Here is a 25,057-nt window from a genome sequence, read left to right on the forward strand (position 1 = left end):
GGCTGCGCTCGCTATGCTGAAAGCCCGCCCACCTCGTGGTAGCAGGCCATCACCTCCTGCACGGTCTTCTCCCAGCGGAAGCTGGCCGCGCGGGCCAGGCCAGCCCGCCGCATCTCGGCGCGCTCAAGCGGGTCAAGGGCGCGGGCCAGGGCCACCACCATGTCGGCCACCTCGTTCGGCCCCAGGCTAAAGCGCAGCGCCGCATCCCCGGCCAGCTCGGGCAGCGAGGTGGCGTCGGCGCAGACCACCGGCGTGCCGCAGGCCATGGCCTCCAGCACAGGGAAGCCGAAGCCCTCGTAGTGCGAGGGCATGGCGCACACGCTGGCCAGCCCGTAGAGCGCGGGCAGGTCGTCCTCGGGCACGTCGTCGAGGAAGTACACCGCATCCTGCACGCCGTGCCGCGCCGCCAGTTCCTTCAGTCGCAGCCGCTCGCGCTCGAAGTGGGCGCGACCCACCTTGATCAGCGCCACGTCGGGGATGGCCCGCCGCAGCAGCGCCAGCGCCTCGATCAGGGTCGGCAGGTTCTTGCGCGGGTCTTCGGAGCCGACATAGATGATGAAGCGGCGGTCGTTGGGCAGGCCGTAGCGGGCGCGCAGCCCGTGGGGCGGCAGCTGCATGCGGAAGCGCTGGTGGTCGATGCCTAGGTGCACCACGGCGATGCGCTGCTCGGGGATGCCCAGGTGGCGCACCAGGGTGCGCTTGGTGTAGGCCGAGTCGGCGATCAGGGCGTCGGCGCGGCGCAGCCCAGCCATGGCCATGCGGTCGAACAGGCGCTCGGCCACGCTGCGGTACGCGCCCATGGCTGGGCTGTCGCGCAGGATGTAGGGGATGATGTCGTGTACGGTGACGACAGTGCGCCCCGGCGGGCGGCGGAACAGCAGCAGCGACGCCAGGTTCTGGCTGGTCACGTGGGTGATCGCAGCGGCGGGCAGGCTGGCCCACACCGGGTAGTTGGCCAGGAAGGCGCGCAGGTCAAGCTTCAGCCTGCCGAGCAGCGGGTAGATACCCGGCAGCGGCGGTGCGACCGGGGCCACGCGGGCCACATCCACGCCCTGCTGGCGCAGCCCGGCCTCCATCATGGCCACATAGCGGCCCACGCCGGTGTTCGGCCCGCCCGGCTTGGCCAGCAGCGCCACCTTGCCCGGCGCGCTCAGCGCCTGGGTCTGAAACGCGGTGTTCCCTACCATCGCCCCCTCCTGTTTGGATCGAGTAGATCGCGGATCGGCAGCACCCAGAGCGCAAAATCGAGCAGTGTGAGCGGCAGCACCAGCGGGTAGAGCGCCTTGGGGGTGCGCTGGCCGCTGGCCCGCTCGGCGAAGGCGGCGTAGCGCAGCTTGGAGAGGCAGGCGTGCAGCAGCAGCGTGGCCCAGGCCGCCAGCGGCAGTCGGCCCGCCAGGGGCGTGGCCAGCGGCATCAGCAGCATGGCCGCACCGGTGAGCACCGTGCGCAGCGTGCGGGCGATGTCGGCGTAGGCGCGGTAGCGCGCGCCGTAGATCAGCAGGTTGCGCAGCCAGCGCGACTGGCGGCTGCGGTAGCTGGCCAGCGTGTCGGGGTAGGCCGTGGGCACCACGCTCTCGGGCACAGCGCGGATGGCCGCGCCGCTGGCCAGCAGACGTTTGGCAAGCTGGTAGTCGGTGCCGGTGCGCGCCTCGAAGCCCAGCCCACCTGCCTGATCGAGCGCGGCCCGCGTGATCGCGGCGTTGCGCCCCAGGATGCCATCGGCGTAGGCCGGGGCCTGGCTGCTGGCCACTAGGTCGGATGCCCACAGGTAGCGCGGCAGCACCTGGCACATCTGGCTGTCAAGCGGCCTGGATGCGCCAGTGGTGATGCGCTCGCCCTCGTTCACGATCGGGGCCAGCAGCCGCTCCAGCGCCTCGTCGTCGTACATGCAGTCGGCGTCGGTCAGCACCACCACCTCGCCGCTGGCGTGCTCTAGGCAGCGGGCCAGCGAGCGCTGCTTGCCATCGCCGGGCCGCTGCTCGATCACGGTCACACGGTCGGATGCGAGGTGGCGGGCCAGCATCAGGGTGGCGTCGTCGCCACCCGCGCAGAGGATAAGCTCGATCTGGGGGTAGCGCAGGGCCTGGAACGAGCGCAGGTGGGCCTCGATGCTGGCCGCCTCGTTCCAGGCGGCCACCAGCACGCTCACCGAGGGGTGTCGCTGGAGCGCGGGCGCGGCGCTGCGCTGCGGCACGCGAGCGCGCAGCAGCAGGCGCAGGTTCCAGGCGGCCACGCAGGTGGCCCCGGCCAGCATGGCCCAGGGCGCGGCGGCGTCAGCGGCGGCGCGCAGCCGCCTTATGGGTGTGATCATCGCAGCCAGAACTCCGCCTCGGCCACATCGGGGGCATGCGCGCCCTTGCGCCAGCGGTAGCACACGCGGCGGCTGCGGATGGCCTCGATCTGCTCGGGGGTCTCGACAAACTGGTAGGTGTGGCCGCGGAAGCTGCAGTCGGCCTCGAAGCGCTCGCTGGGCAGCAGCGGCAGCGAGGGGCCAGCGTGCGCCGCCAGGTAGCGGAAGGCCTTGTCGCACCAGCCCGCCACGTGCAGCAGGTCGCGGAAGTCGGGCAGGTCGCCCGCGCCGCCCAGCCCCTGCCCGCCGAAGCCCTGGGCCGTCTGGATGCCGCCGGAGGCATCCTGCCCGGCCAGCAGCCGGGCGCGGGTGGCATCCAGATCCACCGCCACGCCGTAGGGGTGCAGCGCATCGGCGGCGCGCAGCACGTCGCCCAGGGCGGCCACCCAGGTGGGCTGGGTGGCCAGCCGACCGTTGGCGTACACCACCGTGGGCGGCAGCCCGCCCTCGCCGTGCCAGCGGGTGATGAACATCATCGCGCGGCGGGCCGAGTCGAGGTAGAGCTCCTCGCGGGTCCAGCGGTAGGCGCTCAGCAGCGCGGGAATGCAGCGGGCCATGTAGATCGGGAAGTACTTGGCCACCACGTGCGATCCGAAGCTGTTCTGGGCGATCCCGCCATCCAAGGGCCCGCCCGCGATCTGGTGCTGGCGCAGGCGGCGCAGCGTGGGCAGCGCGTAGCGCTCGACCCAGCTGTCGTCCTCGGTGAGGTCGGCCAGTAGGAACAGGGCGTCGCAGGCAGTCGCGGCTTTGTTCGGCACAAACGAGACGGTGTTCGGGCTGTCGCGGAAGGCCTGCGCCGCCTCGTCCCACAGCTGGCCCAGGTAGAACGCGCGGATGTTCCAGGCCGCCGCGTCGGCGTAGCGCGACCAGTCCGCCGCGCCCGCGTCGCGCAGGGCCTGGGCCAGCAGCAGCAGGCCGTGGTCGCAGGCGGCCTCGTGCGGGGTGCCCGCCGTGGCCGGGTTCAGCTCGAAGGCCGAGGCCGGGAAGTGCCCGTTGTCGAACTGGCCCTCCACCAGGTCATCCCCGGCGCGGCGGGCTTTGTCCAGCCAGTGCTGGCCGCCGGTGCGCCGCCATAGGTGCAGGTAGCCCGCGATGATCCCCTCGTAGCGCCAGTCGAGCCCCGCGCCGGTGTAGGTGAGGCACTGCTGCCACCAGTGCGAGACCGGGCCACCGTAGCCGCCCGGGCAGCGCATGGTCTCAAGCCAGGCGTCCATCCGGGCCAGCGCCCGGTCGATCTCGGGCGAGCTGTCGGCGGTGGTGGCCGGGGCGGGGGTGAGCACCTGGCTCACCAGCCGCGCGCCGTAGATATCGGGCGCTGGCCCGCTGCTCAGCAGAGAGATAGCCCCAGTGCTCATAGCTGCCCTTCTTTCTGTGCGATGATCAGCGCGACGGTGGAGAGAGCCGCACGCAGGCCGCGCCCGCTGTAGCGGAGCCGCGCCTCGAAGCCCAGCTTGTCGGCCAGGTCGGCGCGGTTGTGGCGCTCGAACTGCCGCCCGATGATGCTGAGGATGGTCGCATCCAGGGTGTGGAAGCCGTGCTCGGCCTGGGCGCGCCACCCGGCGCGGCGCAGCGCGCCACGCAGCCGGGCCATGCCGCCCAGCCGGGTGCCCAGCGGCTGGCCGCCCCACGTCCGCCGCTCGGGCAGCAGCCGGGCCATGGGCTGCGAGACCACCAGGGCCATCTGCGCGCCCATTGGCAGCATCACGCTCAGGCGCACCAGCTCGGCCTGCCATGTGGGCAGCATCGGCTCGATCCACAGCGCCGAGGCCACCGGCCCACCCTCGGCCACGCGCTGGGCGGCCTCGGCGCGCAGCCGCGGCACCTCGCACACGATCAGCGGCGCGGTCTCGGCCAGCGCCACCGCCGCCGCATCCAGCGCGATCCGGTAGTCCAGCGGGGCCAGCTCCACCATGGGGATGCTTCCGATCATGCGCCCTCCTGCGGGATGGCCGCCGCCACCCGATGCTCATCCAGCACGTGGGTGTAGATCGCCTCCAGCCGCTCGCCGATCTGCGTCCAGTCGTAGCGCTCGGCCACCTTCACGCGCCCGCGCCTGCCGAAGCTGCGGCGCATCTCGTCGTTCCCCGCAAGCACGTCGATGGTGGCTGCTAGGTTGGATGTGTCGTCGGGCGGCACCAGGAAGCCGTCGCTGGTGTGCGAGACCACGGTGCGCACGCCGGGCAGGTTGCTGGCCACCACCGGCGTGCCGCATGCCAGCGACTCGACCAGCACCAGGCCGAAGGCCTCGCCCATCGTCACCGAGGGCAGCACGGTCATGTCGGCCATGCGGTAGAGGTCGCGCAGCTCGCTGTCGGATGCGCGCCCCGCGAAGTGCACGCGCTCGGCCAGCCCGCGCCGCTGGGCCTCGGCCTCGTACTGCGGGCGCAGGTCGCCGTCGCCCACGATCACGGCCTTGATATGCCTCGGCAGCTGCTCCAGCGCGCCCAGCAGTACGCCCACGCCTTTGAAGTAGTGGGCCTGATCGAGTCCGGCCACCAGCATGCACACGCGGTCGTCGGGGCCGACGCCGCAGCGTTCGCGCAGGCCTGCGGGCACCTCGCCGGGGCAGTAGAACTCGGTGTCCACACCGTTTGGCAGTTCGTCGATCGCGGACTCGCGCCCGGCCAGCAGCGGGCGGGCGTAGGAGGCGCGGCTGTAGTCGAGCGAGGTGAACAGCACGCGCTGGGCGGCCCGCAGGGTGGCCCGCCCCACGGTGTGCCGCAGCGCGTGCTCGGCCACGGCCATCGGGCCGGAGAGCAGCACATCCTGGTGGTAGGTGATCACCAGCGGGATCTCGCGCCGCACCGCCGCCAGCGTCAGGGCGTCGCCGCCGAAGAACGGGTAGTGCAGGTGCACCATGTCGAAGCCGCGCAGGGCGGGCAGCAGGTTGGGCAGCAGCGGGGCGTTGCCCACGCGCACCAGGGCGCGCAGCCGCCGCACGTTGAAGCCGTCGCGCGCCTCGGTGGTGGGCGCGCCCTGCGCCGCCGTGAAGACCGTCACCTCGTGGCCGCGCCGCGCTAGCTCGCGGGCGTTGTGCAGGCACACGTTGCCGGTGCCGCCTTTGTAGGGCGGGAATGTTGCGCTGATATGAGCGATCTTCATCGCCCACCTCCTATCGCCATGCGCCGCGCTGCGGAGAAGAAGGGGTCGAACACAGCCGCCGCCGCGCGCGAGATCGCGGCCCCGGCCAGCTGCTGGAAATCGAGGTGCACCGCGAAGCCAGCCATCACCGCATGGTCGGGGGCCTGGCGCAGGGCCTGGGCGGCCCGCCGCCGCGCGCGGATGCTGCGCCGCTCGGCCAGCAGCGCGGCGTAGACCTGCGGCTTCACCAGCCAGAAGCGCGGCCCCTGCATCAGCATGTAGCCCCAGGTGATCACCTCGGCGGCCAGCAGCGCGGGCAGCAGCCGCAGGTAGGCCCTGCGCCCCAGGTTTTTCAGCAGCATAATGTGGCGGTTGTGGTCGAGGTAGAAGGCCTTGCGCGGCGAGTAGCTCACGCGGTAGTCGTGCTCCACCACCGCGTCGGCGGCGTAGCGCACGCGGTAGCCAGCTAGCCTGGCCCGCCACGAGAGGTCGGTATCTTCCACGTACATAAAAAACTGCTCGTCGAAGCCGCCCAGCTGCGCGAACACGGCGCGGCGCACGCCGAAGGCCGCGCCCGAGACCGCATCCACCTCGGCGGATGCGCGGTAGAGCGCGGCCTGCTGGTTTGCGCCACGGCAGTAGGCCAGCCCGGCGATGTGCAGCGTGTTGCCGCACGCGTTCACCACGCTGGGCTGGCGCATGTGCACCACGCACGCGGTCGAGAGCGCGTCGGGGCCATCCCCGCGCAGCGGGGCCACCAGCGCGGCCAGCGCGCCGGGGCGCAGGTGCGTATCGGGGTTCAGGAACACCAGATACGCGCCCTGCGCCGCCGCTGCGCCCAGGTTGTTGCCACCCGCGTAGCCACGGTTGGTGGTGCGGATCACCTGGGCCAGCCCATACGATTCGGCCACCTCGGGGGTGCCGTCGGTCGAGCCGCAGTCCACTACGATTAGCTCGTCGTCGCGCCCCAGCTGGCCTAGGATGGACTCGATGCAGCGCCGGATGTAGGCTCGGCTGTTGTAGGTGACAACGATAACGGAGATATTCACAGCACCTTCCCTCTAGAGCGAAAGGTGTTTCTTGGCACCCTGCGACGGATCTTTTGGCACGATGGTGAAGTCGGCCTGCGCTTGGCTATCGGCCATGCGCTCAAGGATGCTCTGGCGGAAGCTGAGGAACATGCCACGGGTGGAGTGCAGGATAACCCCTGCGAACAAGAGCACGACGCCAATAACAGAAAGAAGAACCGTGACCATCCCGTAGCCCACCGCCAGCTCGTGGGTACGCTGGTAGATATCGATCGTGTACAGCCCCAGCAGAATGCCCAGCGCCAGCACTGCCATGCCCATCATGCCGAAGAACAGCAGCGGGCGGATCTGCCCCATCAGCTGCAGAATGCCGTTGATCACCTGCATGCCGTGCTGGAAGGGGTTGCGCTTGGCCTTCTCGGCGTAGATCACGCTGATCGGCACCTCGGCGATCCGCAGGCCGTGCTCGCCGGCCAGGAACTGCATCTCGGATTCGAGCGAGAAGCCGCCCTGGCTGAAGAACAGCCGGTCGAGCGCCTCGCCCGAGAAGGCCCGGAAGCCGCTCTGCGAGTCGCTGACAAACACGCCGGACGAGAGGTTTGTCACCATGGTCAGGCCGTGCTGGCCGATCTGGCGGTAGGCCGGGATGTCGCTCTTGGTCTCGCGGAACCGCGAGCCGATCACCACGTCGGCGTTGTCGTTTAGCACAGGGGCCAGCACGATCGGGATCTCCTCGGCCATGTGCTGGCCGTCGCCGTCCAGCATCACCACCGCCGTGGGCGTGCGCCCGCGCAGGTACTCGAAGCCGGTGTTGACTGCGGCGGCCTTGCCCTTGTTCTCGTGCTGGCGGATGACCGTCGCACCGGCCTGGTGCGCGATCTGGGCCGTCTGGTCCTTCGAGCCGTCGTCGACAACCACTACCTCGTCCACATACGCCCGCGCCGCCAGCACGATGCTGCCGATAAATCGCTGCTCGTTATAGGCCGGGATGAGCGCGACAATCGGACGGTGCGCGGTAGCCCCCACCCGTGAGATCGTCGAATTGCTTGGGGAAACCAGCTGAGCCATAACGTTCACCTTTGCTTTGCTGAATGCTAAACCTCCACGTCGGAGGGCCTGCCGGTGCCTGCCCTCCTCGCTATGCCGGAGCACATCGCTGCTCTGCGACTGCTGTTCGCTCACACGCCGTCGTATGTCGCCTCATACGGTCAAGCAACAAGGCCGCTTCCGCTGTGCGTGCAGCCGAGAAGGGCGCTGGTGCCCTTGTGATGCCCGTGCGTATCGCAAGGCATAGCAAATAAGCAGTAGGATTCTGCGTATCTGCAATAGAATAAAATAACGATGACGTGAGGCAGTATACACATTAACCTAATTTTAACCAATCACCCAATAGTACTAATTTTGAACTATTCACGATTCGCTTATCTACGACACATGCCCATTTTTGGCTATTGGGGTGCAGTTTTCTGATTCTCAACTGTGGTTTCAGGAAAATAAGGGCTGAAAAATACTTCTAACGGTGGATTTTTTAGCAAGAAACTATTGCTATTAAATAGTTACGCATATGTATCATATGCCCTATCGAAGGAGTTTGCCCTTGGATCAAGAGCTGCCCGCCATCTTCAGCCCGCGCCTCTCCCTGGTCTCGCTTTCGCCTGCCTGCCTGGCTGCCTGCCTCGAAGGCGATGCCGCAGAGGCCTCGCGCCTCCTTGGCGTGGCCATCCCGCCCGAGTTCCTAGCCGAGCGCTGGCTGCTCGAGCTGCGCCTGGGCGACCTGCGCGCCGACCCCAGCTGGCAGCCCTGGCTGCTGCGGGCGGTGGTGCTGCGCGCCACCGGCGAGATGATCGGCCACATCGGCTTCCACACCCCGCCCGCGCCCGACTATCTGGATGCGCTGGCCCCCGGCGGCATCGAGATGGGCTACACGATCTACCCGGCCCACCAGCGGCAGGGCTACGCCACCGAGGCGGCCAGCGCGCTGATGGCCTGGGCCGAGCAGCGCGGCCAGCGGCGCTTCGTGCTCTCGATCAGCCCCGGCAACGAGCCGTCGCAGCGCATCGCGCGCCGCCTGGGCTTCGCCAAGGTGGGCGAGCAGGTGGATGAGATCGATGGGGTGGAGGAGGTGCTGGTGCGCGATGTGGGCGGGGCGGCGCAGGGGTGACGCGCCGCCCCGCGCCGCGCTAGAAGACCGGGCGGCCCAGCCGCAGCGCCAGGTGCTGCAGCGCGATCAGGGTCTTGGCGTCGCGGATCTGGCCGCGCGCCACCATGGCTAGCGCCTCGGCCAGCGGCAGCCGCACCAGGGCGGTGTCCTCGCCCTCCTCGGCCAGGCCGCCATCCAGCGCCTCGCTGGTGTCGGCCTCGGCCACAAACAGCGTGATCTGCTCGGTGTCGGTGCCGGGGGTGCTGAACACGGTGGCGATCTTCTCGACCGCGCCGATCTGGCCCAGCCCGATCTCCTCGCCGGCCTCGCGCCGCGCGGTCTCCTCGGCGCTCTGGCCGCGCTCGGCGATGCCCGCCACGATCTCCAGCAGCCACGCAGCGCTGGCCCCCGGCCCCTGGCGCTCGGCCTCGGGTAGGGCCGCGTAGGCCGGGTAGCGGAACTGGCGCACCAGCGCCACCGCGTCGCGCTGGGGGTCGTACACCAGCACGCCCACCGCGTCGCCGTGGCTCACAGCCAGCCGCACGATCGGCTCGCTCATCTGGCCGTCGCTCCGGCGGAAGCGCAGCCGCGTGCGGCTCAGCCGCAGGAACGGCCCGCCGTACAGCTCGGCCTGCTCCTCGATCTCCACCAGCGTCGTATCTTCTGCCATGGTGCTCTGCTTTCTGCCGCGCCTAGCGGCCTTGTGTGCTTGGGCCGCGCGGCTCGCGCCGCATCTGGGCTATGGTCTCGCGCGCGATCTGCAGAAAGCGGCGCTGGGTGGGCGAGTGCCAGCGCGCGCGGTTCCACAGCATCTGCGCCTGGATGCTGATCTGCTCCTGCCAGGCCACCTGGGCCAGCTCGCCGCTGGCCAGCGCCGCCGCCACCACGCTCTGCGGCAGCAGCGCCACCCCCAGCCCGGCGATCGCGAAGCGCCGCAGCGCCTCGATGCTGCCCACCTCTAGCACGCGCCGCGCGGAGAGGCCCTGCTCGGCCAGGATGCGCTGGAACTCGTTGCGGTAGCTGCAGCCCACGTCGGGCAACAGCAGCGGCTCGGTCACTAGCTCGGCGGATGCGACCGCCGCCGCGAGCGGGTGCCCCGGCGCGGCCACCACCGCGACCGGCTCGCAGAACAGCGCCTCGGCCTGCAGCCCCGCCGCCTGAACCGCCACATCGAGCGTGAACACCACATCCACATCGCCCTCGTGGGCGGTGCGGCGCAGCGAGGCGCTGCCCCGACTGCCCTGGGCAAATGCCACCGTCGCGTGCGGGCACTCCTTCGCAAAGCGCCGCAGCACAGCGGGCAGGTAGTAGCTGGTGATGGTCTCGGGCGCGCTGATCGTCACCGTGCCCGCCAGGCTGTCGCCGCCGCCCACCACCAGCGGCGTCTCGTGCACCAGCGCCAGGATGCGCTCGGCGTGCTGGGTGAGCTGCTGCCCGGCATCGGTGAGGCGTATGTGGCTGCCCAGCCGATCGAACAGCGGCACGCCCAGCTCGGCCTCAAGCGCCTTGATCTGGGCCGTCACGTTCGAGGGCACATAGCTGAGCGCGGCGGCGGCGCGGCTGAAGCTGCCGGTCGCCACCACGGTCTGAAAGGTGATCAGATGCTGAAGATCCATCGCTCCCAACGCTGTCAAAAAAAGTGAACGCCGAGGTCAGTTCTGTTCAGTTGAATTGATCGTACCAGCCCCGTAGAATGAGCGCAAGGGTGCCGCGATGCTCCAGCACTATCCGCACGCCAGAAAGAGGGCTAGATGTCGAGCTTTTCGTCCCCGCACGCGCAGCAGCGCATCTTCGATCTTGAGCAGCCGCGCACCGCCGCCATGCCGATCCACCCGGCGCACCGCCCCGGCTACAGCTACCAGCTGCACCGCAGGCACCGCGACGTGTATGGCGCCGACGGCACGCGCAGCAGCGCCTCGGGCATGATCATGTGCATGGAACACACCGGCACGCATATCGACGCGCTATGCCACCAGGCCCACGACCTCACGCTCTACGGCGGCATCGCCGTGACGCCTCAGGTGGAGACCAGCGCGGGCTTCCGGGAGCACAGCGTCGACCAGATCGCGCCGATCGTCGCGCCGGGGGTGCTGCTCGATCTGCCCGCGCTGCTGGGGGTGGATGCGCTGCCGCAGTGCTACGCCATCAGCGCCGCCGAGCTGGCGGCCTGCTGCGAGCGGCAGGCGCTGTCCATCGCACCCGGCGATGTGGTGCTGGTCTACACCGGCAACGAGCTGGCATGGGGCGACGAGGCGCGCTACCTCGACGGGCCTGGGGTGGCGGGCGAGGCCTCGGTGTGGCTGGCCGACCAGGGGGTGCTTGCGGTGGGGGCCGACAACATGGCCTGGGATGTGCTGGGCTTGGTCGACCCCGCGCTGGGCTGCACGCTGCCGGGCCACCTGATCTTCCTGGCCCAGCGCGGGATCTACATCATCGAGAACATGCGGCTGCGCGAGCTGGCGGCGGCCCAGGCCTACCGCTTCACCTTCGTCTGCACGCCGCTCAAGTTCGTGGGGGCCACCGGCTCGCCGGTGCGGCCCATCGCCATCGTGCCCTAGCTAGTCGTACCACTCCTCGGTCAGGTGGCGGTCGTCGTTGTGGCGGATGAGCTGCCACTCCATCGCGCCGAAGCTGCGGTCGTGGCGCCAGTGGGTGATGGCGGTGTTGCGCACGTGGAACGAGTTGCGCGTGCGCTGGTGCGGCCCCTGGCCCAAGAAGAACATCGAGGCCACCTCGATCACGCCGCCGTGCGCCACGATCATCACCTTCTGGCCCTGGTGCGCCGCCACCAGCCGCTCCAGCACCGTCGAGACCCGCAGCTGAAACCCGCCCCAGCTCTCGCCGCCCGGCGCGATCGGCGTGAACAGGTCATCCAGCATGCGCTCCAGCTGCGGGCTGACCTTCAGCGCCTCGTCGATATGCATGCCGTCGACAGCAGGCCCTGGCCGGATCTCCTGCAGGTCGTCGTCGAAGATGATCGGCAGGCCTGTGGTGGCGGAAACCGCCTCGGCGGTCTGCTGGGCGCGGCGCAGCGTGCTGGCGTACAGCACGTGGGCGCGCATGGGGTTGCCCTGCAGCCGCGTGGCCAGGGCCTGGGCCTGGGCCAGCCCGCGCTCGGTCAGGCCCTTGTCGCCCTTCTCGCCGCCCATGGTGCCGTCGACATTCGAGAAGGCCTCGCCGTGGCGGATAAGGTAGATATCAGTTGCCATTGGTCTCGCTCCGCCGCAGCAGCCATGTGAACAGCAGGTGCCACGCGCATAAAAAGATGCTATTAAAGATAAACGTGGTGATCGCGAATGAGATCTGGGGGAACTCGCTCTGGCGCAGCAGCGTGCGCAGCCAGACGCCGGGGAACAGCGCCAGCGCCCACGCCGCCATGGTGCGCGTCAGCAGCGGCCTGGGGCTGCGGTACACCTGCTGGCGATACACCCCGGCCAGCGCCGCGAAGGCGAACCAGCTGGCCATAAATGGCACGGCGTTGCTGGCCACCGCGCCTGGCTCCAGCCTGTCCTTGTGGCTGAGGATGCCGATCACGGCAAACACCACAAACATCAGCGCGTCGCCCACGGCCAGCAGCGCCAGGCGGCGGCTGGGGGCAGGCGCGATCTTCTGCTCGATCTCCATACGGGCCTCTCCTCCTCGCCCTCGGTCACTTGTGCAGGGCCGTTGTACCACAAACGCGCCCCACGCACAATCGGTGGCGACTCTTTACCACCAAGACACCAAGGCTCCAAGGGAACAAAAAGAACGAATACCACGAAGGCGCGAAGGCGCGAAGGGACCGATTTACCACCAAGACACCAAGGCTCCAAGGGAACAAAACGCCATGGGAAATGAGCGTGGGGCCAACCCCACCCGGCCCATGCGGCGAAGGTGTCGCTAGAGTCTTGATGGCCATATGCACAAACATCAGCTGCCAGGGAATGGCACGGGAACGCCGCAAATTGGGGGTTTCGAAGGGGGTGACACCCCCTCGCGGGGTTCCTAGGGGCAGGCCCCTAGGCGCTGCCCGCGCAGGGCATCCACCCACCAAGCAAATACCACCGCCATCGCTCATGGAAAAAAGCCCAGCGCCGACGGGAAAAGTGACACCATGTGAGGGCGATGCCCCTCACATGGTGTCACTTTATCGGGTGTTCTGAGGCCGTTTTAGCGAAACGGTGCGTTGGTATTCGTTCAGCTTGGGTGCGCCTTCGTCGATAGTGGTCATTTTTGGATGGTGGTGCATGCCCTATGCGGGCGGCACCAAGGGCTCCGCGCCCTTGGATCCCCGCGAGGGGCGTTGCCCCTTCGAACCCCAATGTTGACCGTTCCTATGCCGTTTCCCGGTGGCTGGTGTTCGTGCATATGGCCATCAAGACGTGAGCGGCACCTTCGCCGCATGGGCCGGGTGGGATGGCGCAGCGCGATCATGGGTTGAGGCGGATTGCTTGCTGGGATCGCAACTGGTGGTGTGCATAGTCTGGCACGCATGATTGTGGGTCTTGCCGCATCCTGACGCCCTGACTAAGAAAGTGACACCATGTGAGGGGATTGCCCCCTCACGTGGTCACAAGGGGCAGGCCCCTAGGCGCTGCCCGCGCAGGGCATCCACTCACCAATCACGAGGAACTGTCATCATCGAGGCCGCAGCCGGGTCGTCCCGACCTGCCCTCTGTGCCCACACAACACCATGGCACACACGAAGAAAAGCGCCCCGTTGGTTTTTGAACCCTTGGAGCCTTGGCGTCTTGGTGGTAAGTAGTACGGCTGTCGCTAGATCCGCCGGATCTCCAGCCCCTGCATGCGCAGCGCGCAGCCCACCCCATCCGCAAAGTCGCGCCGCATCACCACCGCGCTCATCGCGCTCAGGTCCAGCGCCACCAGCGTCTGCGCCACCTCGGGCCGCACCCCGCTGATCACCACCGCCGCCCCCAGCAGCCTGCAGCTCTGCGCCAGAGTCACAATAGCCCGGGCCACGGCGGCGTCGATCGCGGCTAGCCCGGTCACATCCAGCACCACCGTGCGGCAGCGCGTGCGCTGGATCGCCTCCAGCAGCTCCTGCGCCATGTGCTGGGCGCGCTCCTCATCCAGCGTGCCGATCAGCGGCATGGCCAGGATGCCCGGGAACAGCGGGATGACTGGGGTGGAGAGCTGCAGCACCAGGCTGTACAGCTCGTGCAGCTGGTCGTGCTGGGCCTGTAGGCTGGCCAGCATCGCGCGCTCGTTGGTGCGCAGCTCCAGGTTGGCGATCGCCACGCCCAGCTGCGCGGAGACCAGCTCCAGCGCCAGCACATCCGGCTCGGTGAACACGCCCGCCACCTGGCTTTCCACGTTGAACGCGCCCCACAGCCGATCATCGCACCAGATCGGCACGCACAGCTCGGCCCCGCCCGCGTCGTAGCCCTGGGGCGATATATAGCTGGCCTCGCGGCGCACGTCGTTGATCAGCAGCGCCCGCCGCTCGCGCAGCGTGCGGCCCAGCACGCCCTGCGCCACCGGCTGGCGGTAGCCCAGCGGCTGCTCGTTCGTGGCCTTCCCGGCCTGGGCCATCAGCATGGCCTCCTGCGCGGCCTCGTCGTACCAGAAGATGCTGGCGATGTAGAAATCCAGCTGCTCTTGGATCGCCGCTACCACCAGATCCAGCATGGGCTGCAGCGCGTGGACGTGGCTGATCTCGGTGATGATCGACTTGATCGCCTCCATGTAGGCGATCGAGCGCGGCTGAGATGACGTCATGGCGACCCTCGCTAGCGCGTCGGCAACAAAAACCCCCCGATAATGCCCACATCGGAGGTCTCTTTCGCTCACGGAATGTTGGTTGGGCGTATTATACCTGATCTTTATTTTCTTGATTCGCTATATGTTGCAGAATACGAGCGTCGGTGTTTTCCTGCCTGCGGCGTTGCTCTGCTGCCCACGCCGGGGTACAATCGCCCGTCGCCACGCTGGCATCCAGTGCGCCATGCCGCTGTCTGAAAGACAAAGCTCGGGGCTTTGGGCTGCCCACATAGGGCGTTCATTCGCCTTGTCAGGATCACCGTGCTGATAGGAACAAGTGCAGCGCCGATCTCATGAGGGCTTTAAGAAAGGCAGAATGATGAAGCTGTTCAACAACACGTGGAAGATCGGGCTGATCACGGCCGTCGCTGTGGGCGGCCTGGCGGTTGGCCTGGTTCAGGCCACCAGCACCAAAGCGCGCCAGGATTGCCCGGAGTCCTGGCAGGATTTCCTTGGCATGACCCACGATGAGCGCTCACACTGTATGCGGGCGACAAATCTGCTGGTGGAGCAGAGCGAGGCGACCGCCAAAGCCATGGCGATTCAGGCCAGCACCCAGCACCCGCGCACCGCCACGCCGACCCGCACTGCGCAGGAGCAGCGTCTGGCCATGCGCACGCCGACTGCCTACCCTATGACGCTGGTGCCTGAGCGTAAAAGACAGATCAAAGATATCTCTGGTCACCCCCCGATGATTCGGGATCTTCAGGGGCGAACCAGCCTCTGGCGGGTTGGGGTTGTGCCAACATATAACGATCACTCCTATGCGTACTACTACGTCTGGTCCGCACCTGCCAAAGCCTCACATGGCCCGATGATTGGCGTGTATATCGACGGGCGCGATGTTATGGGCTACACCCTTGAGGTCGAGGCACCGAAGGACAAGGACATTGGCGAGATCGTGATCACGGGCGTGACGGGGCCGGGCGGCGTGGTGTCGTTCACCACCACCACCGGCCTGCGCGGCACCTTCGACCTGGCCACGCGCGCGTGGGCGTTTGCGCAGTAGGCGGCGGCGCAGCCTAGCGTAGGCGAACCCACGCGGCCCTCGGCATGATTGCTGAGGGCCGCGTGATTGTGTCAAATCAATGGCGAAACAGCACCCAATCGCGGGGAAGAGACACCCAATCGCGGGGAAGAGGCGTAAAGACAGCGAAGAAACACAGTGCAGGCGGAAGCAGTCGCGCTGCAGGCGGAAGCAGCCGCGCTGCAGGCAGAAGCAGCCGCGCTGCAGGCAGAAGCAGCCACGCTGCAGGCAGAAGCAGCCACGCTGCAGGCAGAAGCAGCCGCGCTGCAGGTGGAAGCAGTCGCGCTGCAGGCAGAAGCAGCCGCGCTGCAGGCGGAAGCAGTCGCGCTGCAGGTAGAAGCAGTCGCACTGCAAGCAGAAGCAGTCGCACTGCAAGCAGAAGCAGCCGCGCTGCAGGCGGAAGTAGCCGCACTGTAGGTAGAAGCAGTCGCGCTGCAGGCGGAAGCAGCCGCGCTGCAGGTAGAAGCAGCCGCGCCCCATCGCGATGCTGTCCACCGCATAACCGTGCGATCCGCGCCGCGTGCATCGGCGACAGCGCACGCCCTGGCGATGCGTGCACTGGGTGCGTCGCGAGACCCGCCCCTCCAACCGGATGGCATGGTTGGCGCAGGGCACGTGGGCGGGAGTTTTGATAGATGTTTGCAAACAAGGTGGGCCGCTCATCATCTGCGGCCCACCTTGCTTTTCCCCCTTGGAGCCTTGGTGTCTTGGTGGTAAATCGGCCTCCCTCCCTACCGCGCGGGCAGGCGCACGCTGGGGCCAGCGCCGGGCGCGTGGGCCAGGATGAGCGTGGTGCGCCCCGCCGCGAAGCGGTCGAGCGCCTCGCGCACGCTGCGGTCGGTCACGGGGTCGAGGTTGGCGGTGGCCTCGTCGAGGATGAGCATGGGCGCGTCGCGCAGCATGGCGCGGGCCAGGGCCAGCCGCTGGCGCTCGCCGCCGCTCAGCTGGGTGCCATCCTCGCCCACCGGCGTATCGAGGCCCTTGGGCAGCCGCGCCAGCAGTTCGCCGAGCTGGGCCTGCTGGCACACCGCCAGCAGCTGCTCGTCGCTGGCATCGGCGCGGGCCAGCAGCAGGTTGTCGCGGATGGTCGAGTTGAACAGGTGGGTCTGCTGGGCCACCACGCTGAACAGGCCGCGCGCCTGCTCGGGGTCAAGCTCGCGCAGCTCTCGCCCGCCGATGCGGATGCTACCCTCGCGGTACTCCCAGAAGCGCAGCAGCAGGCTGGCCAGCGTGCTCTTGCCCGCCCCGCTGGCCCCGGCCACCGTCAGCCGCCCGCCCTGGGGCACCGCGAAGCTCAGGCCATCCAGCGCGTAGGGCTGGCCCTCGGCGTAGCGGAAGCGCAGGCCGCGCACCTCCAGATCGTAGCGCTGCGGCGCGGGGGCTGGCTGGCTGGGCGCGGCCACCTCGGGCGGCGCGTCGATCAGCTCGAACAGGCGGCTGGCGGCGGCGTGGCTGCTCTCCATGTGCTGCACCGCCAGCGCCAGCGGCTGCACCGCCTCGAAGCTGGCGATGGCCGTGAGCGGCAGCAGCGCCAGAAACTCCCCGGCAAGCTGGCCGCCGCTCACCAGCGGGATGGCCATGCCCAGGATGGTGACGCTGGCCATGCCGGTGAGCAGCGCGCCCAGCGCCAGCCCCAGCCCGCGCACCAGCGCCATGCGCTCCTGCGCCCGCGCCAGCCGCTGGCCCAGCTCGGCCACCCGGCGCTGGTGCTCGCCCGACCGCCCGAAGGCCAGCAGGTCGGCGTCGCCGCGCACCCCATCCGCCAGGGCGCGGCTGAGCGCGGTGCGCAGCGCCACCGCCTCGCCCGCCGGGTACCTGCTGAGCCAGCGGGTGGCCAGCGGCAGCGCCACGCCGGTGAGCAGCAGGAAGGCCAGCAGCGCCAGCCCTAGCCCCGCCGAGAAGCTGCCCACGATGGCGCAGGCCACCGCCACCACCAGCGCCGAGGCCACCGGCGGCACCACCACGCGCACATAGAAATCCTGCAGGCTCTCCACATCGGCCCCGATGCGGGCGAACAGGTCGCCGCTGTGGTAGCCCATCAGCCGCGCCGGGGCCAGCGGCTCGATGGCGGTGTAGAACCAGGTGCGCAGCCGCGCCAGGATGCGGAACGTGACCGCGTGGGTGGCGTAGCGCTCGGCGTAGCGCAGCCCGGCCCGCAGCAGCGCGAACAGCCGCACATAGGTGGGCACCAGCCCCAGGTCGGCGATGGATGTGACCAGCGCGGCCTTGGAGATTAGGTAGGCCGACATGGCCATGAGGCCCACGCTCACGCCCACCGTAGCGAAGTTCAGCAGCACGGCCAGGGCGATCAGCCAGCGGAAGGGCCAGACCAGCCGCAGCAGTCGGGAGATCACGCGCATAGGTTTTGCTCCTCGTAGCGGGCCACCAGCTCGCGGTAGGCTGGGCTTTGCTCCAGCAGCTGGGCGTGGGTTCCGCTCGCGGCCACCCTGCCCCGCTCCAGCAGCACGATCTGGTCGGCGCTGTAGGCCATGCGCAGCCGGTGAGCGATCAGCAGCACGGTGCGGCCTTGGGCGTAGTCCGCCAGCGCGCGCTGGATGGCCGCCTCGCTCTCGTCATCCAGGTGCGACGTGGCCTCATCCAGCACCAGCAGCGGCGCATCCATCAGGAGGGCGCGGGCCAGGGCCACGCGCTGCTGCTGGCCGCCGCTTAGGCGCGCGCCATCCTCGCCCAGTGGCGTGTCGTAGCCCTGCGGCAGCGCCGCGATGAAGCGGTGCGCGTCGGCCACTTGGGCGGCGGCCACCACCTCATCCATGGTCGCGGCGGGCCGCCCCAGGCGGATGTTCTCCAGCACTGTGCCGCTGAACAGGTGCGGGCGCTGCGGCACGTAGGCGATGCAGCCGCGCCACGCCGCCGTGTCAAACTGGTCGATTGGCACGCCGTCGGCCAAAATCTGGCCCGCGTCGGGCTGGGCGAAGCGCAGCAGCAGGCTGGCCAGCGTGCTCTTGCCCGCGCCGCTGGAGCCGACCACGGCCGTGACCTTGCCGCTGGGCACGTCGAGCGTGCAGCCGTCCAGCGCGGGCTGGCTGCCCGCGCGGTAGGCCAGCCGCACCCCCGCGAAGCGCAGCGCGGGCGGCCCCTGCGGCGGGTTTTGGCCGCTGGCGGGCGCGGCGGGCTTTGGCTCGGCCAGGATGCCCGCGATGCGCCGCGCCGCCTCGGCCCCCGCCGTGCCAGCGTGGTACTTGAGCGAGAGCTGGCGCAGCGGCAGGAAGAACTCGGGCGTGATCAGCAGCACCGCCAGGGCCTGCTGGAACGGCACCATGCCCTCCAGCAGCCGCCAGCTCACCTCCAGCGCCACCAGCGCGGTGGCCGCCGTCGCGCCCCACTCCAGCACCAGCGAGGTCTGGAAGGCGGTGCGCAGCACATCCATGGTGGTGCTGCCGTAGCGCTCGCCGATGGCCGCGATGTTGGCGGCCTGCTCGCGGCTGCGCCCGAACAGCTTCAGCGTGGTCAGGCCGCGCAGCATGTCTAGGAAGTACGAGGCCATCCAGCGCATCTCCTCGAAGCGCCGCTCGGTCAGGTCGCGAGTCTTCAGCCCGATCAGGGCCAGCAGCAGCACTAGGATAGGCCCTGCGAACAGCATCACCGCCGAGGTGAGCGGGTCGACCCACAGCACCAGGGCCAGCACCAGCAGCGGCACTACGGCGGCCAGCTGGCGGGCGGGTAGGAACTGGCTCACGTACTCGTCCAGCGCCTCGATGTGCTCGGATGCGGCCTGCACCAGCGCGCCGCCCGGCTGCGCGGCGGTGTAGCGCGGCCCCAGCGCCAGCAGGTGGGCCACCAGCCGCGTGCGCACGGCCCGCTTCAGGTGGCTGGCGGCGCGCTGGGCCAGCCACTCGGCCAGCCACACCAGCGCGGCGCGCACGGCCACCAGCGCGGCGGCCCCGCCCAGCGCGGGCGCGGCCCAGGCCAGGTCGCGCCCGCGCTGCATGAACACGCCGTCGATGGCGTAGGCCAGCAGCAGCAGCTGGGCGCATGTGCACATCGCCGCCGCCACCTGCAGCGCCACGGCGGCCATGCCCAGCGCGCGTGCCGCGGGCGACTGGCCCAGGATCTGTCTCTCGGGGGATCTGCTCATAGTGGTGTGGGGGTCGCCGCGAATGGGCGGTGTTTCCTGCAATTAGGTGCGGTTGGCTTTTTTAAATAAGAAATGGGGCGAACTGGAAGGATCGTGCTTTTTGTACAAAAATACGCGCTATCGACTATAGAGGTGGCTGAAGATCATAGGGCGTGGAGCCTCGGCAAGTGTTATTTTTATGGGCAGGCATCTGAATGCTGAAAACAAGCCCTGCGCCCATGTCGCATGCAAAGCCTGATGGCTGCTCCACCCCACCGCCTGGCCCATGCGGCGAAGGTGCTACTCGCGCAAACTGGCCATATGCACGAACACCAGCCGCTAGGGAACGGCACGGGAATGCTCAACATTGGAGGTTCGAAGGGGGCATTGCCCCCTCGCGGGGTCGCTAGGGGCAGGCCCCTAGCCGCCGCCCGCGTAGGGCATCCACCCACCATAAAAGAGGAACCGTCACCATTGATGTAATCATCAGGTCATCCCGACCGGGCAACGCTGCAAGCATTGCCTACGGTCGGGATGACCCAAACCGACGCGGAACTACCCTCAAAAGTGACACCATGTGAGGGCTGCCACGCCACCCCTGGCCCTATGTGTCGCACATTGCAAGGCGGCGGCTAGTAGCTGTTGCTGCCGATCTTCACCTTTCCCCGGAAGATATAGTAGACCCCAGCGGTGTACAGCAGCACAAAGGGCAGGCCGATGGCCGTGATGATTAGCATCACCGTCAGCGTGTTGGGCTGCGAGGCCGCGTTGAACACCGTGAGCGTGTGGGCCGGGTCAATGGTCGAGATCAGCAGGTTGGGGTACAGCCCCACGCCCACCGAGGCCAGCAGCAGACCGATCACCGCGCTGGACGCCACGAACGCGCCGAGATCCGCGCCCTTGCGCAGCAGCCACCACGAGAGCGCCATCGAGCCGAGCGCCAGCGCGGGGAACACCACCGGCCAGATCTCGGCCAGGTAGCGCTCCGTCACCGACTCGTGGAAGGCCACGGCGGCGATTACCGACAGCGTGTTCAGCACCACGAAGGCGATCATCAGCTTGGGGGTGAGCTTGCGGATTCGCTCCTGGAGCGCGCCCTCGGTCTTCAGGTTCAGGTAGAGCGCGCCGTGCATGGCCATCATCACGATGGTGGTCAGGCCGATCAGCACCGCGAAGGGCGTGAGCAGCTGGAACAGGTTGGCGCGGATGATGCCCTCGCCATCCACCGGCACGCCGCTGATGATGTTGCCGAAGGCCACGCCCAGCAGCAGCGCCAGCGCCAGCGACGACGTGAAGAAGGTGGCATCCCAGAACGAGCGCCAGCCCTTGCCCTTCTCCTTGCTGCGGAAGTCGATCGCCACTGTGCGCAGGATCAGGAACAGCAGCACCAGCATCATGGCGGTGTAGAAGCCCGAGAACAGCGTAGCGTAGACGTGCGGGAAGGCTGCGAACAGCACGCCGCCACCCACCACCAGCCAGACCTCGTTGCCATCCCACACCGGTCCGATGCTGTTCAGCAGGATGCGCCGATCCTCATCGGTCTTGGCCACAAAGAGGTGCAGGATGCCCACGCCGAGGTCGAACCCATCGAGGATGAGGTACCCGGCGATGATCACCACAAATAGCACAAACCAGATCGTGTTAAGCATCCTGCCCCCCTAGCTCCGATCGCGCCTTGCGACCGAAGATCTCGCGGAATGTGTCCGGCAGCGAGTTCACCGCCACGTTCGCGTCGAGCGGGTCGGGGCCGTGCTGGATCTTGTTGTTGAGCAGGTAGATGAACAGGAACAGCAGGATGATGTAGAGGATGATGAAGATCGCCAGCGAGAAGATCAGGTCGGCTGGGGTCAGCCCAGGCGAGACCGCATCTTGGGTGCGCAGCAGGCCGGTGACGATCCACGGCTGTCGCCCGATCTCGGCGGTCCACCACCCGGCGGCGGTGGCGACCTCGGCCACGAAGATGCTGGAGACGAACAGCCAGAGCGCCCAGCGCATCTTGGCGATCTTCTCCTTATTGAAGTACATGTAGAGGCCCAAGATGCCCAGCCCAACGAACGCGCCGCCCATCAGGATCATCATGTGGTACGACTGGAAGGTCAGGTTGACCGGCGGGCGCTGGTCGGCGGGGATGTCGTTCAGGCCCGTCACCACGCCGTTCACGTCGTAGGTGGCCAGCAGGCTCAGCAGGCAGGGTACGGCGATGCCGTGGGTCTGCTGGTTAGCCTCATCCACCCAGCCCACAATGTGCATCGGCGCGCACGACTGGGTCTCCCACACGCCCTCCATGGCGGCCAGCTTGGCGGGCTGGTAGCGCGTCACCACCTCGGCGCTCTGCGAGCCGAGCAGCACCAGCTGCAGCACGGTGAACACCGCGAAGTAGGGCAGCACCACGCGGAAGTTCTCGCGCGCTAGCTCGACGTGGCGGTTGTGCAGCAGGTACCAGGCGCTCACGCTCAGCATGAACGCCGCGCCCACCATCCACGCCCCCACGCAGATATGGCCGATGCGCACCAGGAAGGAGGGCGTGAATACCACCTGGCTGAAGCTGGTCATCACCGCCTCCATGCCGCGCGTGCCCTGGATGATCTCGTAGCCGCTGGGGGTCTGCATCCACGAGTTGGCCATCACGATCCACAGCGCGCTGAAGTGCGCGCCCAGCGCCACCAAGAAGATCGAGGTGAGCCACATGCGCGGCCCCAGGCGCTCGCCGCCGAACAGCATGAGGCCCAGGAAGCCGCCCTCAAGGAAGAAGGCGAAGATGCCCTCGGCGGCCAGCAGGCTGCCGAAGATATTGCCGACAAAGCGCGAGTAGTTGGCCCAGTTCATGCCGAACTCGAACTCTTGGACCACGCCGGTGGCGATGCCAAGCGCGAACACCAGGCCGTAGATCTTGACCCAGAAAAACGATAGCTCGCGCCAGAGCGGGTTTTTGGTGCGCACGTAGAGCAGCCCCAGCACCACCATCATGAACCCGAGGCCGATCGAGATGGGCGGGTAGATGTAGTGGAAGGTTGCCGTCAGCGCAAATTGCACCTGGGAGAGAAACACTGTGTCCATGGGCATACCTTGAATGTGCAAAGTTTCACAAACACTATTATACACACCATGGTCAAGCGTTTTGCGGCTTGTAGCATCGAGCTAGGCTCGCCAGAAGCCCTCGTGCGGTAGCCGCGCCTCGTCTTCCAGCAGCGGCCCCACCACCTCCACCGGGCGCTGGCTGCGGGCAAAGACCTCGCGGCAGGGCAGGTAGAGGTGCTCGGGCGAGGGGCCGACGATCTCGTAGAGCGTGGTCTCGGCCAGGGCGTACACCACCCGCCCGATGTTGCCCCAGTGCATGGCGGCGGCGCACATGGCGCACGGCTCGGTGCTGGTGTAGAGCGTGCAGGCCGCAAGCTGCTCGGCGGAGAACTGGGCCGAGGCCAAACGCATCAGGTTGGCCTCGGCGTGGCCGGTGCAGTCGCGCCCCGTCACCACGCTGTTCTCGGCGGTCAGCAGCACGTGGCCCTCGGCGTCGGCCAGCAGCGCGCCGAAGGGGTGGTTGCCATGCTCGCGGGCCTGCTGGGCGATGCGGATGGCGTGCCGGAGGTGTAGAAGGTCGCGGTCGGTCATTGTGGTGCTCCTTAATGTTGGCAGGAAGCTGGTTGCGCGATGACAACCATAGTTGTGGGATGACAACCATAGAAATTGCGCTAGGGCAATTCAAGCCTCATGACACCATACTATACATGGTTTCAATATCTGGCTAAGGTGGTTTGGCGCGTCGACAATGAAAAGATACGTGTATAGTAGCTTTTTTAACAACAGATTGGCCGAAAAATATGCTTTACACATCAGTTTAATAGCTTTATAATCGCAAGCGTACGTGCTCGGATGCCTCTTCCTACATAGTTCCTACCCTGGTATATTTTAAAAAAGCCGCACTTGGTATCTGGCTTTTCTTTTGAAGGACAGGTTGCGCGATGCCTCGACGAAATCGGAATGATGATGCCCTCGTGACCGCCGCCGAGCCGGTGCGCGTCGAGGCCAGCCCGTTCGCCGAGGCGCCCACCCTGGCCGACCGCCCGTTCGCCCCGCCCGCGCAGGAGAGCGCGCAGCCGCAGCAGGCGGTGCCGGAGGCGTTCTCGTTTGGCGAGATCGCGCTGACCGCTGAGGCCGCCGCCGCGCGCGGCAGCCGCCCGCCCAGCGTGCGCGCAGGCACCCGCAGCGCGCCCAACGCCACGCCGACCGCGCCCGACGCCCCGATGGGCGGTGGCCCCCGCAGCTTCTCGTTTGGCAGCCTGCCGCTCAGCGCCCCCGGCAGCGCGCCGATCGTGCAGCCCTCGCTGCGGATCAACGCGCCGGGCGACCGCTACGAGCAGGAGGCCGACGCCGTGGCGGCGCAGGTGATGCGCGCGCCCGCCGCAGGCGCGCCCGCCGCGCCTGCCCCCACCGCCGTGGACAGCGGCGGCGCGGGCATCGCCACCACCCCCGAGGTCGAGCAGCAGATCGGCCAGCTGCGCGGCGGCGGTAGCCCGCTGCCCACCGGTGACCGCGCCTTCTTCGAGGAGCGCATGGGCGCGGACTTCAGCCAGGTGCGCATCCACACCGGCGACCAGGCCGCCAGCACGGCGCGGCAGATCAACGCCCGCGCGTTCACGGTCGGGGCCGACATCGCCTTCGACCACGGCGAGTACACGCCCGGCACCAGCGCGGGCCGCGAGCTGCTGGCCCACGAGCTGACCCACGTCACCCAGCAGCTGGGCGGCGCGGTCGCCCGCAAAGTGCAGCGCGCTCCGAGCAAGGATGACGAGACTGAGACCGTGCCCAGCACGCCCGAGAGCAAGGAGCCCGCCGCGCCCTCCATCGAGGAGGCGGTGGCCACCGCGGTGGCCACCGTGACGCCCGATGAGGTGGCCGCCGCGCCGATCGAGGGTGTGGCCGTGCAGCCGGTGGCGCTGGCCGAGGCCCAGATCGCCGACAAGGGCGGCGCGGGCGGCGGCGCAGGCGGCGGCGGTGGGGCCGCCGAGACTGCAGGCGGCGAGCAACAGGACGCGAAGAAAGATGCCACCGCTGACGCATCTGCGCCCGCCGCCAAGGACGTGCGCGCCGCACCGGGCGACGCCGCGCCGACCGAGGGGGCTGGTGGGGCCGCAGGTGCGCCCGCCGGGGCCGCGACCGGCACCGCCACCGCCCCCGCAGGCGCGGACGCCAAGGCCGCTGACCCTAACGCCAAGGTCGCCGACCCCAATGCCACGGCGGCTACCGATCCCAACGCCAAAGCGGCCGACCCCACGGCCGAGGCTGCTGCCAAGGAGGCCGAGGCCAAGGCCGCCGCGCAGGACGCCGAGGCCACGGCTGCCGATCCTACCACCAAGAATGCCGAGGTCAGGGCTGCCGATCCTGCCGCGAAGGATGCCGAGGCGAAAACGGCTGATCCCGCCGCCACCCCGCACGCGGCGGCGGAGGCCGCCGGAGCCGCGACCGAGGATGATGAGGATGCCAAACGGCGGCAGGCCCAGCCGGGCGCGGGGCCGCGCATCCAGCGCGCGCTGGCCCGCCCGCGCACCGCCAGCGAGGACCCGGCCTTCCAGGCCGTGGCCACCGGCGTGAAGGCCAC

General features: G+C 68.4%; 21 protein-coding genes and 1 pseudogene. 4 read left to right on the plus strand and 18 right to left on the minus strand.

The features are described 5' to 3' along the window. Nucleotides 1–11: 11 nt before the first annotated feature. Genes F8S13_26445 through F8S13_26475 form a run of 7 tightly spaced genes read right to left on the minus strand, consistent with a single transcriptional unit; the run spans nucleotide 12 to nucleotide 7,527 of the window. Nucleotides 12–1,187: a glycosyltransferase family 4 protein gene (locus F8S13_26445; GenBank protein ID KAB8139846.1), complete on the minus strand. Its 1,176-nt coding sequence runs from the start codon at nucleotides 1,185–1,187 to the stop codon at nucleotides 12–14. Further along, the gene (locus F8S13_26450; protein ID KAB8139847.1) at nucleotides 1,181–2,311 is read right to left on the minus strand and encodes a glycosyltransferase; all 1,131 of its coding nucleotides are present in this window, start codon (nucleotides 2,309–2,311) and stop codon (nucleotides 1,181–1,183) included. The genes F8S13_26445 and F8S13_26450 overlap by 7 nt, the downstream gene beginning before the upstream one ends. Next, the gene (locus F8S13_26455) at nucleotides 2,308–3,705 is read right to left on the minus strand and encodes a hypothetical protein (protein KAB8139848.1); all 1,398 of its coding nucleotides are present in this window, start codon (nucleotides 3,703–3,705) and stop codon (nucleotides 2,308–2,310) included. The genes F8S13_26450 and F8S13_26455 overlap by 4 nt, the downstream gene beginning before the upstream one ends. Continuing rightward, nucleotides 3,702–4,280, minus strand: coding sequence for a hypothetical protein (locus F8S13_26460; protein KAB8139849.1), 579 nt, complete (start codon nucleotides 4,278–4,280; stop codon nucleotides 3,702–3,704). The genes F8S13_26455 and F8S13_26460 overlap by 4 nt, the downstream gene beginning before the upstream one ends. Beyond that, nucleotides 4,277–5,452 carry a glycosyltransferase family 4 protein gene (locus F8S13_26465; protein ID KAB8139850.1) on the minus strand — a complete coding sequence of 392 codons (1,176 nt, stop codon included), beginning with the start codon at nucleotides 5,450–5,452 and terminating at the stop codon, nucleotides 4,277–4,279. The genes F8S13_26460 and F8S13_26465 overlap by 4 nt, the downstream gene beginning before the upstream one ends. Further along, complete coding sequence (locus F8S13_26470; protein ID KAB8139851.1) at nucleotides 5,449–6,480, minus strand: glycosyltransferase family 2 protein; 1,032 nt, start codon at nucleotides 6,478–6,480, stop codon at nucleotides 5,449–5,451. The genes F8S13_26465 and F8S13_26470 overlap by 4 nt, the downstream gene beginning before the upstream one ends. Nucleotides 6,481–6,492: 12 nt before the next feature. Next, nucleotides 6,493–7,527, minus strand: coding sequence for a glycosyltransferase family 2 protein (locus F8S13_26475; protein ID KAB8139852.1), 1,035 nt, complete (start codon nucleotides 7,525–7,527; stop codon nucleotides 6,493–6,495). Between the two features lie 496 nt (nucleotides 7,528–8,023). On the opposite strand from F8S13_26475, the gene F8S13_26480 reads away from it, so the two are divergent. Beyond that, nucleotides 8,024–8,620 (plus strand): GNAT family N-acetyltransferase, encoded by a 597-nt coding sequence (locus F8S13_26480; protein KAB8139853.1) that lies wholly within the window; start codon nucleotides 8,024–8,026, stop codon nucleotides 8,618–8,620. Nucleotides 8,621–8,639: 19 nt separating this feature from the next. Here the strand turns inward: F8S13_26480 and F8S13_26485 are convergent, their stop codons facing one another. Next, entirely contained in the window at nucleotides 8,640–9,269 is a 630-nt protein-coding gene (locus F8S13_26485) for an NUDIX domain-containing protein (GenBank protein ID KAB8139854.1), read from the minus strand. Nucleotides 9,270–9,291: 22 nt separating this feature from the next. Continuing rightward, a complete protein-coding gene (locus F8S13_26490; protein ID KAB8139855.1) occupies nucleotides 9,292–10,215 on the minus strand; it encodes a LysR family transcriptional regulator in 924 nt (307 codons plus the stop codon). 135 nt (nucleotides 10,216–10,350) lie between these two features. Here F8S13_26490 and F8S13_26495 point away from each other — a divergent pair, with 135 nt between their 5' ends. Beyond that, a complete protein-coding gene (locus F8S13_26495; GenBank protein ID KAB8139856.1) occupies nucleotides 10,351–11,157 on the plus strand; it encodes a cyclase family protein in 807 nt (268 codons plus the stop codon). Here the strand turns inward: F8S13_26495 and F8S13_26500 are convergent, their stop codons facing one another. The 3 genes from F8S13_26500 to F8S13_26510 all read right to left on the minus strand — a co-directional run bounded on the left by F8S13_26500 (nucleotide 11,158) and on the right by F8S13_26510 (nucleotide 14,317). Beyond that, nucleotides 11,158–11,808 carry a histidine phosphatase family protein gene (locus F8S13_26500; GenBank protein ID KAB8139857.1) on the minus strand — a complete coding sequence of 217 codons (651 nt, stop codon included), beginning with the start codon at nucleotides 11,806–11,808 and terminating at the stop codon, nucleotides 11,158–11,160. It abuts the gene before it with no gap. After that, complete coding sequence (locus F8S13_26505) at nucleotides 11,798–12,223, minus strand: DUF3054 domain-containing protein (GenBank protein ID KAB8139858.1); 426 nt, start codon at nucleotides 12,221–12,223, stop codon at nucleotides 11,798–11,800. Before F8S13_26505 ends, F8S13_26500 begins: the two co-directional genes overlap by 11 nt. A 1,131-nt stretch (nucleotides 12,224–13,354) precedes the next feature. Next, entirely contained in the window at nucleotides 13,355–14,317 is a 963-nt protein-coding gene (locus tag F8S13_26510; GenBank protein ID KAB8139859.1) for a GAF domain-containing protein, read from the minus strand. Between the two features lie 358 nt (nucleotides 14,318–14,675). On the opposite strand from F8S13_26510, the gene F8S13_26515 reads away from it, so the two are divergent. Beyond that, entirely contained in the window at nucleotides 14,676–15,368 is a 693-nt protein-coding gene (locus tag F8S13_26515; protein KAB8139860.1) for a hypothetical protein, read from the plus strand. 151 nt (nucleotides 15,369–15,519) lie between these two features. Here the strand turns inward: F8S13_26515 and F8S13_26520 are convergent. The 6 genes and pseudogenes from F8S13_26520 to F8S13_26545 all read right to left on the minus strand — a co-directional run bounded on the left by F8S13_26520 (nucleotide 15,520) and on the right by F8S13_26545 (nucleotide 23,070). After that, nucleotides 15,520–15,912: pseudogene (locus tag F8S13_26520) on the minus strand (hypothetical protein). Nucleotides 15,913–16,117: 205 nt separating this feature from the next. After that, complete coding sequence (gene cydC / locus F8S13_26525) at nucleotides 16,118–17,746, minus strand: thiol reductant ABC exporter subunit CydC (protein KAB8139861.1); 1,629 nt, start codon at nucleotides 17,744–17,746, stop codon at nucleotides 16,118–16,120. Next, the gene (gene cydD / locus F8S13_26530) at nucleotides 17,737–19,482 is read right to left on the minus strand and encodes a thiol reductant ABC exporter subunit CydD (protein KAB8139862.1); all 1,746 of its coding nucleotides are present in this window, start codon (nucleotides 19,480–19,482) and stop codon (nucleotides 17,737–17,739) included. Before cydD ends, cydC begins: the two co-directional genes overlap by 10 nt. A 611-nt stretch (nucleotides 19,483–20,093) precedes the next feature. After that, a complete protein-coding gene (cydB, locus tag F8S13_26535; protein KAB8139863.1) occupies nucleotides 20,094–21,110 on the minus strand; it encodes a cytochrome d ubiquinol oxidase subunit II in 1,017 nt (338 codons plus the stop codon). Then, nucleotides 21,103–22,524: a cytochrome ubiquinol oxidase subunit I gene (locus tag F8S13_26540; GenBank protein KAB8139864.1), complete on the minus strand. Its 1,422-nt coding sequence runs from the start codon at nucleotides 22,522–22,524 to the stop codon at nucleotides 21,103–21,105. The genes cydB and F8S13_26540 overlap by 8 nt, the downstream gene beginning before the upstream one ends. 75 nt (nucleotides 22,525–22,599) lie before the next feature. Then, nucleotides 22,600–23,070: a nucleoside deaminase gene (locus F8S13_26545; protein KAB8139865.1), complete on the minus strand. Its 471-nt coding sequence runs from the start codon at nucleotides 23,068–23,070 to the stop codon at nucleotides 22,600–22,602. A 350-nt stretch (nucleotides 23,071–23,420) separates the two neighbouring features. Between F8S13_26545 and F8S13_26550 the strand changes: the two genes are divergently transcribed. Next, nucleotides 23,421–25,057, plus strand: a 1,637-nt coding sequence (locus tag F8S13_26550) for a DUF4157 domain-containing protein (GenBank protein KAB8139866.1), incomplete at its 3' end; no start/stop codon positions are given.

It is taken from the genome of Chloroflexia bacterium SDU3-3 (genome assembly GCA_009268125.1).
GTDB lineage: Bacteria > Chloroflexota > Chloroflexia > Chloroflexales > Roseiflexaceae > SDU3-3.

Excerpts from the sequence above, each read along its gene's own strand:
- F8S13_26485 (KAB8139854.1), bottom strand. The coding sequence starts at position 9,269 with ATGGCAGAAGATACGACGCTGGTGGAGATCGAGGAGCAGGCCGAGCTG.
- F8S13_26510 (KAB8139859.1), bottom strand. The coding sequence starts at position 14,317 with ATGACGTCATCTCAGCCGCGCTCGATCGCCTACATGGAGGCGATCAAG.
- F8S13_26545 (KAB8139865.1), bottom strand. The coding sequence starts at position 23,070 with ATGACCGACCGCGACCTTCTACACCTCCGGCACGCCATCCGCATCGCC.
- F8S13_26515 (KAB8139860.1), top strand. The coding sequence starts at position 14,676 with ATGATGAAGCTGTTCAACAACACGTGGAAGATCGGGCTGATCACGGCC.
- F8S13_26450 (KAB8139847.1), bottom strand. The coding sequence starts at position 2,311 with ATGATCACACCCATAAGGCGGCTGCGCGCCGCCGCTGACGCCGCCGCG.
- F8S13_26505 (KAB8139858.1), bottom strand. The coding sequence starts at position 12,223 with ATGGAGATCGAGCAGAAGATCGCGCCTGCCCCCAGCCGCCGCCTGGCG.
- cydC (KAB8139861.1), bottom strand. The coding sequence starts at position 17,746 with ATGCGCGTGATCTCCCGACTGCTGCGGCTGGTCTGGCCCTTCCGCTGG.
- cydD (KAB8139862.1), bottom strand. The coding sequence starts at position 19,482 with ATGAGCAGATCCCCCGAGAGACAGATCCTGGGCCAGTCGCCCGCGGCA.
- F8S13_26455 (KAB8139848.1), bottom strand. The coding sequence starts at position 3,705 with ATGAGCACTGGGGCTATCTCTCTGCTGAGCAGCGGGCCAGCGCCCGAT.
- F8S13_26465 (KAB8139850.1), bottom strand. The coding sequence starts at position 5,452 with ATGAAGATCGCTCATATCAGCGCAACATTCCCGCCCTACAAAGGCGGC.
- F8S13_26490 (KAB8139855.1), bottom strand. The coding sequence starts at position 10,215 with ATGGATCTTCAGCATCTGATCACCTTTCAGACCGTGGTGGCGACCGGC.
- F8S13_26475 (KAB8139852.1), bottom strand. The coding sequence starts at position 7,527 with ATGGCTCAGCTGGTTTCCCCAAGCAATTCGACGATCTCACGGGTGGGG.
- F8S13_26460 (KAB8139849.1), bottom strand. The coding sequence starts at position 4,280 with ATGATCGGAAGCATCCCCATGGTGGAGCTGGCCCCGCTGGACTACCGG.
- cydB (KAB8139863.1), bottom strand. The coding sequence starts at position 21,110 with ATGCTTAACACGATCTGGTTTGTGCTATTTGTGGTGATCATCGCCGGG.
- F8S13_26540 (KAB8139864.1), bottom strand. The coding sequence starts at position 22,524 with ATGCCCATGGACACAGTGTTTCTCTCCCAGGTGCAATTTGCGCTGACG.
- F8S13_26480 (KAB8139853.1), top strand. The coding sequence starts at position 8,024 with ATGTATCATATGCCCTATCGAAGGAGTTTGCCCTTGGATCAAGAGCTG.
- F8S13_26445 (KAB8139846.1), bottom strand. The coding sequence starts at position 1,187 with ATGGTAGGGAACACCGCGTTTCAGACCCAGGCGCTGAGCGCGCCGGGC.
- F8S13_26495 (KAB8139856.1), top strand. The coding sequence starts at position 10,351 with ATGTCGAGCTTTTCGTCCCCGCACGCGCAGCAGCGCATCTTCGATCTT.
- F8S13_26500 (KAB8139857.1), bottom strand. The coding sequence starts at position 11,808 with ATGGCAACTGATATCTACCTTATCCGCCACGGCGAGGCCTTCTCGAAT.